Source organism: Burkholderia sp. PR2, from assembly GCF_052372875.1.
Classification (GTDB): Bacteria; Pseudomonadota; Gammaproteobacteria; order Burkholderiales; family Burkholderiaceae; genus Burkholderia; species Burkholderia diffusa.
Genome location: NZ_JBQRWH010000001.1, coordinates 711,206 through 724,735, shown reverse-complemented (window position 1 = coordinate 724,735; position 13,530 = coordinate 711,206). Strand labels below are relative to the sequence as shown.

13 protein-coding genes are annotated in these 13,530 nt (G+C 68.1%); 10 read left to right on the top strand and 3 right to left on the bottom strand.

Annotated elements, in window-relative coordinates; translation table 11 throughout:
* Position 1 precedes the first annotated feature (1 nt).
* Complete coding sequence (locus ACT2FV_RS03285; protein ID WP_444503191.1) at positions 2-877, bottom strand: LysR family transcriptional regulator; 876 nt, start codon at positions 875-877, stop codon at positions 2-4.
* 93 nt (positions 878-970) lie between these two features.
* On the opposite strand from ACT2FV_RS03285, the gene ACT2FV_RS03280 reads away from it, so the two are divergent.
* The 6 genes from ACT2FV_RS03280 (at position 971) to ACT2FV_RS03255 (ending at position 5,431) form a co-directional block, all read left to right on the top strand.
* Positions 971-1,225, top strand: coding sequence for a hypothetical protein (locus ACT2FV_RS03280; RefSeq protein WP_444503190.1), 255 nt, complete (start codon positions 971-973; stop codon positions 1,223-1,225).
* A gap of 196 nt (positions 1,226-1,421) precedes the next feature.
* Complete coding sequence (locus ACT2FV_RS03275) at positions 1,422-2,489, top strand: serine hydrolase (protein WP_444503189.1); 1,068 nt, start codon at positions 1,422-1,424, stop codon at positions 2,487-2,489.
* 46 nt (positions 2,490-2,535) lie between these two features.
* Entirely contained in the window at positions 2,536-2,772 is a 237-nt protein-coding gene (locus ACT2FV_RS03270; protein WP_444503188.1) for a DUF7661 family protein, read from the top strand.
* A 120-nt stretch (positions 2,773-2,892) separates the two neighbouring features.
* On the top strand, positions 2,893-3,348 hold the full coding sequence (locus ACT2FV_RS03265; RefSeq protein WP_059607205.1) for a MarR family winged helix-turn-helix transcriptional regulator: 456 nt from the start codon (positions 2,893-2,895) through the stop codon (positions 3,346-3,348).
* Between the two features lie 68 nt (positions 3,349-3,416).
* Positions 3,417-3,980, top strand: coding sequence for an isochorismatase family protein (locus ACT2FV_RS03260; RefSeq protein ID WP_444503187.1), 564 nt, complete (start codon positions 3,417-3,419; stop codon positions 3,978-3,980).
* The gene (locus ACT2FV_RS03255; RefSeq protein ID WP_444503186.1) at positions 3,977-5,431 is read left to right on the top strand and encodes a DHA2 family efflux MFS transporter permease subunit; all 1,455 of its coding nucleotides are present in this window, start codon (positions 3,977-3,979) and stop codon (positions 5,429-5,431) included. Before ACT2FV_RS03260 ends, ACT2FV_RS03255 begins: the two co-directional genes overlap by 4 nt.
* Before the next feature lie 29 nt (positions 5,432-5,460).
* On the opposite strand, the gene ACT2FV_RS03250 is transcribed toward ACT2FV_RS03255, so the two are convergent.
* A complete protein-coding gene (locus tag ACT2FV_RS03250) occupies positions 5,461-6,060 on the bottom strand; it encodes a LysE family translocator (protein WP_444503185.1) in 600 nt (199 codons plus the stop codon).
* A 95-nt stretch (positions 6,061-6,155) separates the two neighbouring features.
* Between ACT2FV_RS03250 and ACT2FV_RS03245 the strand changes: the two genes are divergently transcribed.
* Together ACT2FV_RS03245 and ACT2FV_RS03240 are read left to right on the top strand one after the other, a co-directional pair.
* Positions 6,156-7,031, top strand: a complete 876-nt coding sequence (locus tag ACT2FV_RS03245; protein ID WP_174910297.1) for a LysR substrate-binding domain-containing protein — start codon at positions 6,156-6,158, stop codon at positions 7,029-7,031.
* 257 nt (positions 7,032-7,288) lie between these two features.
* Positions 7,289-8,530: a mechanosensitive ion channel family protein gene (locus ACT2FV_RS03240; RefSeq protein WP_444503184.1), complete on the top strand. Its 1,242-nt coding sequence runs from the start codon at positions 7,289-7,291 to the stop codon at positions 8,528-8,530.
* 58 nt (positions 8,531-8,588) lie between these two features.
* On the opposite strand, the gene ACT2FV_RS03235 is transcribed toward ACT2FV_RS03240, so the two are convergent.
* The gene (locus ACT2FV_RS03235; RefSeq protein ID WP_124623064.1) at positions 8,589-10,010 is read right to left on the bottom strand and encodes an aminotransferase-like domain-containing protein; all 1,422 of its coding nucleotides are present in this window, start codon (positions 10,008-10,010) and stop codon (positions 8,589-8,591) included.
* A gap of 152 nt (positions 10,011-10,162) precedes the next feature.
* On the opposite strand from ACT2FV_RS03235, the gene ACT2FV_RS03230 reads away from it, so the two are divergent.
* Positions 10,163-12,487 (top strand): FdhF/YdeP family oxidoreductase, encoded by a 2,325-nt coding sequence (locus ACT2FV_RS03230; RefSeq protein WP_444503183.1) that lies wholly within the window; start codon positions 10,163-10,165, stop codon positions 12,485-12,487.
* Positions 12,488-12,499: 12 nt separating this feature from the next.
* Positions 12,500-13,420, top strand: coding sequence for a bestrophin family protein (locus ACT2FV_RS03225; RefSeq protein WP_059607192.1), 921 nt, complete (start codon positions 12,500-12,502; stop codon positions 13,418-13,420).
* The last annotated feature ends 110 nt before the right edge of the window (positions 13,421-13,530 follow it).

The following is a 13,530-nucleotide window of genomic DNA, read 5'->3' as shown; positions in this document are numbered from 1 at the left end:
GTCACGCGCCCTTGATCGCGGTGCGCATGAACGACACGAAACGCGTCGTCACGGGATCGTCGCGGCCGGACAGCCACGCCAGCCCGACGCGCCATTTCGCGTCCCTGCCGGCGAGCGGCAACACGGTCGCGTCGCGCAGCAGGTACTGCGCACGCGACGGAATGAACGCGACGCCGACCCCTGCCGCGACCGACGTGAGCACCGATTGAACGTCCTCTGCCTGCTGCGTGACCTGCGGCACGAAGCGCCGCTCGACGCACCACCGGTCGATCTGCGCAGCGAGCCCGGGGCCGCGTGCGCGCTGCAGCGCGATGAAGCCGATCTCGTTGAGCACATCGAGATCGGCCGGCACGCGCTTGAAGCCGAGGTGCGGCGGCACCGCGAGCGCAAGCCCTTCGTCGATCACCTTGAACGACGACAATCCTTCATCCGAGGGCAATCGCAGGAACCCCGCGTCGAGCTTGCCCGCGCGGAGCCGACGCGTTTGCTCGGACGACGACAGGTCGCTCAGCGTGACCGCGATGCCCGGATTGCGGCGCCGGAATTCCGCGACAAGTTTCGGCACGAGCGTCAGCACGGACAGGCAGATGCCGAGCCGCAAATGCCCGAGTTGCCCGCTGGTCGCCTCCCGTGCGCGCGCGAGCATCTCGTCGGCATCGCGCACGAGCGCCTGCGCATCGGGCAGGAAGCGTTCACCGAACGGCGTCAGCTCCGCGCCATGCCGCCCGCGCTCGAACAGCTTGCCGCCGAGGCTCGCCTCGAGCGCGCCGATCTGCTTGCTCAGCGCCGGCTGGCTCATGTGCAACGTGTCGGCCGCGCGGCTGAAATGGCTGAGCTCGGTGACCGTCAGGAAAGTGCGCAGCAGTTTCAATTCCATTCTTCAAAGGAATCGTATCGATCGAAACATTCATTTTACTGATCGAATGGCGTGACGCTCAATACGGGCACGCCCTTTTCGGAATTCACCATCATGCCTCTCGATCAAGCGGCCGAGTGCCTGACCGACGTGCCGCACGACACGGTCGTCACCGGTGCAAGCGATGCCGAGCCCGACGCGCCGGCGCCCGAGCGTCGCACCGCACGCACCGCACGCACCGCACGCGCCGACGGCCGCAGCCGCCGCTTCCGCTTCGGCGATGCGCTGGACGACGCGCAGCCGCGTGCCGTCACCGGTTCGATCGCGATCAGCTTCGCGGTCGTATCGCGGCGGAACTGGCCGCGTTGAATCGACACGCCAGGCGCCCGCCGCCGAACGCACGCGTTCGACCCTCCGCAAAAAACAGCAGAAATCCGCACGCATCACGCATCATTGCGCACACATCCATCGTCATCGTCGCGAGATCGACCTTATAATTTCCCGCAGCCACCGACCGCCCACGCATTTCGCGCCGCCGCAACGCGCGTGAAAAGGAGACTTTCGCTTGACCGGCCTCATCGCGCGCCTGCCTCGCGCCCGGACCACCCTGATCATCGCCCTCTCATTGCTGACACTCGCGTTCGCGACGAACGCGTCCGCGCAGCCGCATCGCACCGCGTCGCCGCATGCGCATGCGAAAGTCGTCAAGAAGAAACCCGCGCCCCGCAAGCACAAGGCCGTCAAGCATCGCCGCCCGCGCGTGAAGCATCATGCGGTCAAGCGTCACGCGGCGCCCGCACCGCACCGGCGCGCGAAACGCACGAACGCGGTCCACCCACGCCCCACCGCGAAGCCGCGCCTGCTCGCGAGCTGCGGCTACAGCCCGCGCGCGGTACGCTCGCTGCACTCGCGCGCGGCCTATGTGCTCGACGTCGACTCCGGCACGCCGCTGCTGGCCCGCAATGCACGCACGGTGCGGCCGATCGCGTCGATCTCGAAGCTGATGACCGCCGTCGTCGCGCGCGACGCGGACCGGCCGCTGAACGGCGTACTGCGCGTCACCTCGCGCGATCGCGACACGATCAAGTTCACCGGTTCACGGCTGCCGATCGGCGCCGAACTGTCGCGCCGCCAGATGTTCCATATCGCGCTGATGTCGTCGGAAAATCGCGCGGCCGCCGCGCTGAGCCGCGACTATCCAGGTGGCCGCGCCGCGTTCGTGAAGGCGATGAACCGCGAGGCGCGCCGGCTCGGGATGCGCCATACGCATTTCCGCGAACCGACCGGCCTGTCGCCGCACAACGTGTCGACCGCCGAGGATCTCGCGCGGCTCGTCGACGCAGCCGCGCAGGATCCGCTGATCCGCTATTTCTCGACGGACACGTCGACCACCGTGCAGGCCGGCGATGGCGATCTGCTGTACGTGAACTCCGATCCGCTCGTCCGCTACGGCCGACTGCCGATCCGGATGCAGAAAACCGGCTTCATCAACGAATCGGGGCACGGCGTCGTCATGCGCATGCACGTGAAGGGCCGCCGCGAAACTGTCGTGCTGCTTGGCGCGCCGACGCGCGCCGGCGTGTCGAGCGATGCACTGAAGATCCATCGCTGGCTGGCCTGCTCGATCCAGTAAGCACGACGCGCGCGGCCGGCGCGTTCATCCACGAAGGAGCGATGCCATGCAGGACGAATACCGTTTCAACGCGTTCGGACGCCTGCTCGCCGTCGTGCGTTCGAACGATCGCTGGGCCGTGTTCGATCTCGGCGCCGACGGCAAGCGCCGGCCGGCCAACCTGCAGATTCCGTCCGCGCTCGCCGCGGACGAACTTGCGCAATATCTCGGCGACCTGCTGCACGAGGATGCGTCGCCGAAGTACAACGACGTCGTGCCGATTCCGTCGCCGCGCCGCGCGTAACGCGCCGCCGCCCGCCGCCGACATCCCGCCCACCGGTGGTTGCCGCGCCACCACCCGCCACTCCGGTCGCATCGATGTCAAATTCGACAGTTTAACTTGCAAGTCAAACTGTCGTGTTCTATGATCCGCCGCATGACACCGCCACGCACACCCGGCGTTTCCGCCGATACCGTCGCCGCCGAACTGACCCTCGCGGTCGGCCAGTTGATCCGCCGGCTGCGTTCCGAGATCGAATCAGAAGGGCTCGGCATGTCGCAGACGAGCGCGCTCGCGCGGCTCGAACGACAGGGCCCGATGACCACCGCCGATCTCGCCCGCGCCGAGGCGATGAAGCCGCAGTCGATGAAGGCCATTCTCGCAAGCCTCGAGGAAGACGGGCTCGTCGAACGCGAGCCTCATCCGACCGACGGCCGCCAGATCCTGTTCCTGCTGACCGCAGCCGGCCTCGCGGCACGTCGCAAGCGCGACACCGCGAAGCACAAGTGGCTCGGTGCCGCGATCGAGAAGCTCGGCCCGGAAGACATCCGCACGCTCGCCGCCGCGATTCCGCTGATCCGGCGCATCGGCGAGCAATGACCCCGCCTGCGTGATGCGCGGCATCCGCGCGCACGCTTTTCTTCGCCTAATTCACGGAGCATCACGCCATGAGCACAACCCGTCTCGACATGCAAACGGCGCTCGTCGTCATCGACCTGCAGAAGGGCATCGTCGCGCTGCCCACCGCCCATCCGGTCGCACCGGTGATCGAGCGTGCGCGCGAACTGCTCGACGCCTTCCGTAGCCGCGGCCTGCCCGTCGTGCTCGTCAACGTCGCCGGCAGCGCGCCAGGCCGCACGCAGCAGCAGGTGCGAGTGGATGCCCTTCCCGCCGACTGGACCGATCTTCTGCCCGAACTGAACCGCCAGCCGAGCGACCATGTCGTGACGAAGAAGACCTGGGGCGCGTTTACCGGCACCGGTCTCGACGCGCACCTGAAAGCGGCCGGCGTCACACAGATCGTGCTGACCGGCATCGCGACGAGCATCGGCGTCGAATCGACGGCCCGCCAGGCGCACGAGCTCGGCTACAACGTGACGCTCGCGGTCGACGCGATGACCGACCTCAACGCCGACGCGCACACGAACAGCGTCGAACGGCTGTTCCCGCGTCTAGGCGAGACGGGCCCGACGCAAGAAATCCTCGCGCTGCTCGACCGGCGCGGCGCGTGAACGACAAACGCGCTCAGCGGGTGCCGGGCCATGCGGCCGGCCGGCTCGATCCATCGATCTGGAAAGTCAGCGCGGTCGCAACGCTCGGCTCGCTGCTGTCGCAACTCGACGCGACGATCGTCAACGTATCGCTGGCAAGCCTCGCGACCGACCTGCACGCGAGCCTGTCGACGATCCAGTGGGTGACGAGCGCCTACCTGCTCGCCCTCACGCTGGTGTTGCCGCTGAACGGCTGGCTGGTCGACCGCATCGGCGCGAAGGCGCTATACCTGTGGTGTTTCGCCGCGTTCACGCTGACGTCCGCGCTGTGCGGGCTCGCGTGGTCCGCGCCGTCGCTGATCGCATTCCGCGTGCTCCAGGGCGTCAGCGGCGGGCTGCTCGCGCCGATGGCGCAGATGATGATCGCGCGCGTGGCCGGCCAGCAGATGGCGCGCGTGATCGGTTATGCGGCGGTGCCCGTGCTGATCGCGCCGATCCTCGGGCCCGTCGTCGCCGGTGCAATCCTGCAGCACGCATCATGGCGCTGGCTGTTTCTCGTGAATCTGCCCGTCGGTGCACTGGCGCTTGCGCTGGCCGCGTGGTTCCTGCCCGGCGACCGCGAGCAAACGCAGCGGCGCGAACTCGACTGGGTCGGCCTCGCGCTGCTGTCGCCGGCGCTCGTGCTGTTCCTGTATGGCGCCGAGCGCATCGACGCGGTGCCCGGCATCGCCGCGATCGCGGGTTCGGTGCTGCTGCTCGCCGCGTTCCTGCGCGTCGCGCGGCGCAAGGGCGAGCATGCGCTGATCGACCTCGCGCTGTTTCGCTCGCGCGTATTCGGCGCGGCCGCTGCCACGCAGTTCCTGTCGAACGGCGCGATCTACGCGGGCCAGATGCTGATTCCGGTGTTCCTGATCGAAGCGTGCGGCCGCTCGCCCGGCGAAATGGGCTGGCTGCTGGCGCCGCTCGGGCTCGGCATGCTCGTCACCTATCCGTCGATGGGCGCGCTGACCGGCCGGTTCGGCGTGCGCCGGCTGGCCGCCGCCGGCGCGCTGCTCGCGCTCGCCGCGACGCTGCCGTTCGTGTATCTCGCGCTGGCCGGCTACGATCCCTACGTGCTGGTGCCTGCGCTGTTTCTGCGCGGGATGGGCCAGAGCGCGATCGGGGCACCGTCGATTTCCGCCGCGTATGCGTCGGTCGAACGGCGCAACCTGCCGATGGCGACGACGTCGCTCAATATCGTCCAGCGCCTCGGCGGCCCGACGTTCACGACGATCTGCACGCTGCTTCTCGCATGGCGGCTGCAGGCCGAATCCGTGTCGACCGGCGGCACGCACGGGGCCGCCTACGCGTGGGCGTTCGGCCTGCTTTGCGCACTGCATGCGGCGAGCTTCGTGACGACGCTGCGGCTGCCGCGATGGTCGAGCGGCGCGGGCGGACGGCCGGCGGGGGCCGCGCGGGCCGGTTCGCGCTGAATGCCGGGGCCGCGCCGCGCGTGGCGCCGCTACTGCAACCACATCGGCACGATCGACGCCGCGAGCAGGATGCCCAACCCGGCATTCACGCAACGCCACTGCCGCTCCGTGCGCAGCACGCGCGCGAACAGCAGCCCGGCACAACACCAGAGCGACAGCGACGCCATCGCCGCCACGCCGAATGCCAGCCCGATCAATACCCCGAGCCTCACGGGGCCGGACGCCAGCGCGGCGAACGACGCGGCCGCGCCGAACGTCATCGCCCAGCCCTTCGGGTTGTGCCACAGCATCCAGACGCCGCTGACGAACCCTTGCGGCCGATGCACGGCCGCGTCGACGCCGGGCTTGCCGCCGCGCGCGATCCGCGTGGCCAGCCACAGCAGATACAGCGAGCCGAGCACCTTCATCCCGAGTTGCAGCGCAGGCAGCGCCAGCAACACGCTGCCGAGCCCGGCCGCGGCGGCGGCGGCCATCGATGCCAGGCCGGCCGCGATGCCCGCCATCATCGGCAACGAACGCCGATAGCCGAAATGCGCGCCCGATGCTGTCGCCAGCGTTGTCGCGCCACCCGGCGTCACCGTGGACACGATCACGAACAGCATCAGCGGCAAGTAGTCTTGAAGCGACACGCGGGCTCCCGGTCATGGTCGTCGAAGCCCCGTTTTACCCGCGATCCACGCATTACGAAAGCGAAAGCTTTTTATGTCTTCCATTAGCATTCATAATGCGACCTATGGTACGCAACCTCGACATCGCCCTGCTTCGCGCCTTCGTCACGGTCGCCGATCACGGCAGCATGACGGCGGCGAGCCGCGCGCTGAACCTGACGCAAGGCGCGGTCAGCCAGCAGGTCGCGCGGCTCGAAACGCTGTCCGGCCCGCTGTTCGTGCGCGAGCATCGCAACCTGCTGCTCACCGCGGACGGCGAGCGTCTGCTCGCGCAGGCGCGCCGGCTGCTCGCCGCGCACGACGCGCTGCTGACCGACATGACGGCCGGCGCGATGGAAGGCGCCGTGCGCATCGGCGCGCCGCAGGATCTCGTCGGCAGCTGTCTCGCGCCGATCCTGAAAGGCTATGCGCACGCGCATCCGCAAGTCGCGCTGTCGCTCGTGTGCGCGGCGTCGCCCGAACTGCGCAAGGCGCTCAGGCAGGGCGAGATCGATGTCGCGTTGATCGAGGCGCCGGTCGGCCCGTCGCGCGGCGAATGCGTCGCCGTCGACCGTCTGGTCTGGGTCGGCGCGAAAGGTGGCAGCGCCCATCTGCAGACGCCGCTGCCCGTGTCGATGGTCGACCGGACCTGCGCGTTCCGCCCGACCGTGCTCGACGCACTGCGCGCCTGCGACCGCGCATGGCGCACGGTGTTCGAGAACGGCAGCATCGACGCAACGGCCGCGACCGTGCGCTCCGATCTGGCGGTGACCGTCTGGCTCGCGTCCACCGTACCGGTCGATCTCGACATCCTGCCCGCCGACAGCGGCCTGCCCGCGCTACCGAATTTCGCGATCAACCTCCATCTGCCGCGCGGCGAGCCCACGCCGGCTGCGGCGGAACTGGGCCGCCACCTGCGCAACGGCTTCGCGCGCATGCGCGCGGCCGCCTAGCCTTCTTCCCCGCTTGCCGCTACGCGACACGTGCCCCCGAGCGGGTATTGCATGGCAATGCGCGCAGTGTGTTGCCCGGCATGAAAACAAGGCAGTGCGACGTAACGGTGAAAATGTTCCGGAGCCCTACGTCACGCATTCGCGGCATCCGGGCGGAACCCGATGGCACAATCACGGTCCCTTTCATGTGCCCTTCAGCGGGCGCGCGCCGCATCGCGGCGCAGATTCAACGCACGAGAAGGACCCTGTCTGCCCTTATGACCCTGAACGAATCCTGGTTTGCGCCGCTCGTCGGCATCCTCATCCTGCTCGCCGCCGCCGGCGCGATCACGGCTACCGCCCATTTCCTGCTGTTCCGCGTGGTCGCGCGTCTTGCGCGGCTGTCGGCCACCCGCATCGACGACGCGCTGTTCGAGTTCGGCGCATTCAAGTGGCTGAACCGCATCGTGCCGTTCGTCGTGATCAAGCTCGGGCTCGGCGCGGTGCCCGGCATCCCCGCCGTGGCCGCTCAAGCCGCCGACAAGGTGCTGTTCGCGCTGATCGTGTCCCTGGTGTCGATGACGATCAGCGCGACGCTGTCCGCGCTCGAGCACACGCATCGCACGAGCCGGCGCGACCAGCCGCGCCTGTCGCTGAAAGGCGCGATGCAGCTCGTCAAGCTCGTGATGTTCATCACGGCCGCGCTCGTCGTGATCGGCGACGCGACCGGCAAGCAGATCGGTCTGCTGCTGTCGGGCATCGGCGCGATGTCGGCGGTGCTGATGCTGATCTTCAAGGACACGCTGCTCGGCCTCGTCGCCGGCGTGCAGCTGTCGTCGAACGACATGCTGCGGATCGGCGACTGGATCACGATGCCATCGGCCGGCGCGGACGGTACCGTGATCGACATCACGTTGAACACGGTCAAGGTTGCGAACTTCGATCACACGATCATCACGGTGCCGACCTGGAAGCTGATCACCGAAAGCTACCAGAACTGGCGCGGGATGACCGAGGCCGGCGGGCGCCGCATCAAGCGCGCGCTGTTCGTCGACGCGACGAGCGTGCGCTTTCTCGGCAACGACGAGGTCGAACGGCTCGAACGCCTGACACTCCTGAAGGACTACCTGGAAGACAAGGTCGACGCAATCGCGCAATGGAACGGCACGCTCGGTGCCGCCGGCGAATGCCAGGCGAACCGCCGTCAGCTCACGAATCTCGGCACGTTCCGCGCGTACGTCGCGAACTACCTGAAGGGCCATCCGCGGATCCGCCGCGACATGACGTGCATGGCGCGCCAGTTGCCGCTGACGGCCGAGGGCATTCCGCTCGAACTGTACTGCTTCACCGACACGACGACCTGGGTCGACTACGAGGCGATCCAGTCCGACCTGTTCGATCACCTGATCGCGGTGCTGCCGGAATTCGGGCTGCGCGTGTACCAGCATCCGTCAGGCTTCGACATGCGCCGGATGGCCGGCGCGGCGCAAGCCGACATGCCGGCGCTGCACGCGCGATAGTGCTTGCCGCGGCGGCCTGCAACGGGTCGCCGCCGGCATCTCGCGCGCGTGGCGCCGCTCACCGCCCCGCGCACTCGGACGCGAGCCGCCCCACCACCTTCAGCGCATCCTCGATCTGCCGCGACCACGGATAACTGTAGTTGAGCCGGATGAAGTGCCGGTAATCGGCGGTCGCCGAGAACATGTGGCCGGGCCCGATCGTGATCCCCTGCGCGAGCGCGAGCGCATACAGCTTCATCGCGTCGACCTGCGGCGGCAGCTCGACCCACAGCACATACCCGCCCTGCGGCTGCGACAATCGCGTGCCTTCCGGGAAGAAGCGCCGCACCATCGCGCTCATCAGGCTCGCCTGCTGCGCATACTGCTTGCGCATCCGCCGCAGATGAAAATCGTAGCCGTCGTGCTTCAGGTATTCGGCGATCGCGAGCTGCTCGATCGCGGGCGTCGCGAGCGTGTTCAGGAATTTCAGCTTCTCGACCTGGTCGCGGTAGCGGCCGGGCATCGCCCAGCCGATCCGGTAGCGCGGCGACAGGCTCTTCGTGAACGACGCGCAATGCAGCACGAGCCCGTCGCGGTCGTACGACTTCAGCGCACTCGGCGTCGTGTCGCCGTAATGCAGCTCGTGATAGACGTCGCTCTCGATCGCGGGCACGTCATGCTTCGCGAGCAGCTCGACGAGCGCGCGCTTGCGCGCATCGGGCATCTGGAAGCCGAGCGGATTGTGGAAATTCGGCATCACCATGCACGCGGCGATGCGCTCGCGCGCGAGGATCCGTTCGAGCGCGTCCAGATCGATGCCGTCGCCCGGATGGGTCGCCACCTCGAGCGCACGCATGCCCATGCGCTCGATCGCGTGCAGCATCGCGTAGAACGTCGGGGACTCCACCGCGATCGTGTCGCCGGGCTTTGCGACGGCCTGCAGGCACAGGTTGATCGCCTCCGTCGCACCGATCGTCATCACGATCTCGCCCGGCTCGACCGGGATCCCGCGCTCCGCGTAGCGCCGCGCGATCTGGCGGATCAGCTCCTGGTTGCCTGGCGGCAGATCGTCGATCACGCCCCAGCGCGTGCGGCGCCGGCCGATCGCCTGTGCATAGCGCGCAAGACGCTGGACCGGGAACTGCGACGCATCGGGATACGGCGAACCGAGCGGCACCGCGTCGTCGCGCGCGATCGAGCGCAGCGTCGACAGCACGAGCCGGCTCACGTCCACCGCCGACGGCTCGTCGGCCGGCGCCGACACGTGCAGCTCGGCCTCCGCCGGCGCCGTGGCCCGCGCCCGCACGAAATAGCCCGACTGCGGCCGGCTCTCGATCAGCCCGCGGCTCTCGAGCACGAGATACGCGCGCAGCACGGTCGTGACGCTGAGCTGCTGCTGCCGGCTCGCCTGGCGTACCGACGGAATCCGCTCGCCGGGCCGGTACACGCCGCGCTCGATCTGCGCCTGCAGATCGTCGGCCAGTTGTTCGTAACGCTTCACGCGCCTCCCTTTCAACGTCCCTTCAACAACACAGTTACGGTCCGCACTGCCTGATTGGCCGCAACTGTACTCTTTTTCGAAGACGAGAGGTGTACACACAGCGGTCGGAACACTGCGCGTACTCTCCGTGCATCGACCCCGACACACGCATCATGAAAAAGAAATCCGCCGCCGCGCGCATCGAACCGTACACCCACCCGGCCGCCGGCTGGGGCGCGCTGAAAGCCGTCACGATCAACCTGATCAAGGAAAAGGTCGCCGGCGGCAACTACCGCACGCTGCTGCGCCAGAACCAGCCGGACGGCTTCGACTGCCCGGGCTGCGCGTGGCCCGACCGCCAGCATGCCTCGACGTTCGAATTCTGCGAGAACGGCGTGAAGGCCGTGGCCGCCGAAGCGACGAGCAAGCGCGTGACGCCCGAATTCTTCGCCGCGCACACCGTCGCCGAGCTGCTCGGACAGTCGGATTTCGAACTCGAACAGCACGGCCGCCTGACCGACCCGATGGTGTACGACGCGCGGACCGACCGCTACGTGCCGATCGCGTGGGACGACGCGTTCGAGCTGATCGCACGCCACCTGCGCGCGCTGCCGGACCCGAACCAGGCGGCGTTCTACACGTCCGGCCGCGCGAGCAACGAGGCGGCATTCCTGTATCAGCTACTGGTGCGGCTGTACGGCACCAACAACTTCCCCGACTGCTCGAACATGTGCCACGAGGCGACGAGCCGCGGGCTGCCGGCGTCGGTCGGCGTCGGCAAGGGCACCGTCACGCTCGACGATTTCGAGCACGCGGATATGCTGCTCATATTCGGCCAGAATCCGGCAACCAACCACCCGCGGATGATGGGCGAGCTGCGCGAATGCGCGAAGCGCGGCGCGACGATCGTGTCGATCAACCCGCTGAAGGAACGCGGACTCGAGCGTTTCGCCGATCCGCAAAGCCCGCTCGAGATGCTGACGATGTCAGGCACGAAGATCGCGTCGACGTTCATCCAGCCGACGATCGGCGGCGATTTCGCGCTGATCAAGGGGATGGCGAAGCGCGTGCTCGAACTTGACGACGCCGCGTGCGCTGCCGGTGCACCGCGTGTGCTCGACACCGCGTTCATCGGCGAGCACACGGCCGGCTTCGATGCGTTCGCCGAAGATCTGCGCAACGAAAGCTGGTCCGCGCTGACGGCCGAAAGCGGCGTACCGTACGAGCAGATCGACGGCCTCGCGCAACGCTATGCACGCAGCGAGCGCGTGATCGCGACCTGGGGCATGGGCATCACCCAGCACAAGCATTCGGTCGCGACCGTGCAGATGCTGACGAACCTGATGCTGATGCGCGGCAACATCGGCCGCCCCGGTGCGGGCCTGTGCCCGGTGCGCGGCCACTCGAACGTGCAGGGCAACCGCACGGTCGGCATCGAGGAAAAGCCGTCGCAGGCGTTCCTCGACCAGCTCGGCCACGTGTTCGACTTCGAGCCGCCGCGCCATCACGGCTACGACGTCGTCGAAACCATCGAAGGCATGCTCGAAGGCCACGTGAAGGTGCTGATCGGTCTCGGCGGCAACTTCGCGATGGCGACGCCCGACACGCCACGCACGTGGGAAGGCATGCGCCGCTGCGACCTCTCCGTCCACATCACGACGAAGCTGAACCGCAGCCACCTGATTCACGGCCGCGACGCGCTGATCCTGCCGACGCTCGGCCGTACCGAGATCGACCTGCAGGACAACGTCGCGCAGGGCGTGACGGTCGAGGATTCGATGAGCATGGTCCACGTGTCGTACGGGATGAACAAGCCGGCGTCGCCGAACCTGATGTCGGAGCCCGCCATCGTCGCGCACATCGGCCATGCGCTGTTCGGCAGCGGCAAGATCGACTGGCTCGCGTACAAGGACGACTACGCGAAGATCCGTGACGCGATCGAGGCGACCGTCGACGGCTTCTACGACTACAACGCGCGCATCGCGCGGCCGGGCGGCTTCCACCTGCGCGTCGCGTCGCGCGACCGCGAATGGCTGACGCCGACGGGCAAGGCGAACTTCATCGCGCATGCGCTGCCGACCGACACGCCGATCCAGCGCGCCCGCGCACTGCACGGCGAGCGCCTGATGACGCTGATGACGACGCGTTCGCACGACCAGTACAACACGACCGTCTACGGGCTCGACGACCGCTATCGCGGCGTATTCGGCCAGCGCCGCGTGGTGTTCGTCAACCGCGACGACCTCGCGATGCTCGGCCTGAAGGCCGGCGAATGGGTCGACATGGAAACCGTGTGGCACGACGGCATCGAGCGGCGCGCGGACGGTTTCCTGCTCGTCGAATACGACATCCCGCGCGGCTGCATCGGTGCGTATTACCCCGAAACGAACCCGCTGGTGCCGCTCGACAGCGTCGGCGACGTGTGCAACACGCCGACGTCGAAGTCGGTGCCCGTGCTGCTGCATCGCGCGGCCGCGCCGGCGTCGGCCGCTGCCTGACGGAGCGCCGCGATGATCGTTCGGCCGCGCGAGCACTGGTTTCGGATGCTGCTCGTCTGGAACGGATCGGTACTGCCGACCATCCTGCCGCAGCTCGCGCTGACGCTCGCGATCAGCTTGGTCGCGGTATGGGGCGGCGGCCGCCTGCTCGGCGAGAAGGTGCCGCTGAATCCGACGCCGTTCACGCTGATCGGCCTCACGCTCGCGATCTTCGCGGGGTTTCGCAACAACGCGAGCTACGAACGCTATCGCGAGGGGCGGCAGCTGTGGGGCGGCGTGCTGACCGCCACGCGCACGCTGGTGTCGCAGGCGCTCTGCTACGGCGCGATCGACGGCGACGACGCTGCGCGGCAGGCGTTCGTACGCAAGGTCGTCGCGTTCGTCCATGCGTTGAAGCATCAGCTGCGCGGCACCGATCCTGCAGCGGACCTGCGCACGCTGCTCGACGGCGCGACCTATACGCGCATCGTCGCCGCCCGGTTTGCACCGATCGCGATCGTCCATGAACTGCGCGAAGCATTCGCCGCGCGCGCCGACGCGGGCCATCTCGCCGATACCCGGCTGTGGATGCTCGACGTGCGCCTCGACGATCTCGTGTCGATGGTGAGCGGCTGCGAGCGCATCGCCTCGACGCCGATCCCGTTCTCGTACGACGTGCTGCTGCACCGGACCATCTACGCGTACTGCGTGCTGCTGCCGTTCGGTCTCGTCGATTCGATCGGCGCGGCGACACCGTTCGTCACCGTGTTCGTCGCCTATACGCTGATCGCGCTCGACGCGATCGCGCATGCGATCGCCGAGCCGTTCGGCGACGGACCGAACCAGCTCGCGCTCGATGCAATGACGCGAACGATCGAGCGCACGCTGCTCGAACTGAACCGCGAACCGCTGCCGGCCGAAGTGACGCCGAGCCCCGCGTATCGGCTCACCTGACGGGCCGACGCTGCCGACGCGCGACGCATGCTCGGCCGGCCGGCCTGGCCGCTGTAATGAAGACTTGCAATCGATACAGCCGGAAACGTCAACAGCCGGGGGGCGCACAG

Bases quoted from the DNA above. Each gene is read 5' to 3' on its own strand.
- ACT2FV_RS03285 (WP_444503191.1), bottom strand. From the start codon at position 877: ATGGAATTGAAACTGCTGCGCACTTTCCTGACGGTCACCGAGCTCAGC.
- ACT2FV_RS03280 (WP_444503190.1), top strand. From the start codon at position 971: ATGCCTCTCGATCAAGCGGCCGAGTGCCTGACCGACGTGCCGCACGAC.
- ACT2FV_RS03270 (WP_444503188.1), top strand. From the start codon at position 2,536: ATGCAGGACGAATACCGTTTCAACGCGTTCGGACGCCTGCTCGCCGTC.
- ACT2FV_RS03265 (WP_059607205.1), top strand. From the start codon at position 2,893: ATGATCCGCCGCATGACACCGCCACGCACACCCGGCGTTTCCGCCGAT.
- ACT2FV_RS03260 (WP_444503187.1), top strand. From the start codon at position 3,417: ATGAGCACAACCCGTCTCGACATGCAAACGGCGCTCGTCGTCATCGAC.
- ACT2FV_RS03245 (WP_174910297.1), top strand. From the start codon at position 6,156: ATGCGACCTATGGTACGCAACCTCGACATCGCCCTGCTTCGCGCCTTC.
- ACT2FV_RS03240 (WP_444503184.1), top strand. From the start codon at position 7,289: ATGACCCTGAACGAATCCTGGTTTGCGCCGCTCGTCGGCATCCTCATC.
- ACT2FV_RS03230 (WP_444503183.1), top strand. From the start codon at position 10,163: ATGAAAAAGAAATCCGCCGCCGCGCGCATCGAACCGTACACCCACCCG.
- ACT2FV_RS03225 (WP_059607192.1), top strand. From the start codon at position 12,500: ATGATCGTTCGGCCGCGCGAGCACTGGTTTCGGATGCTGCTCGTCTGG.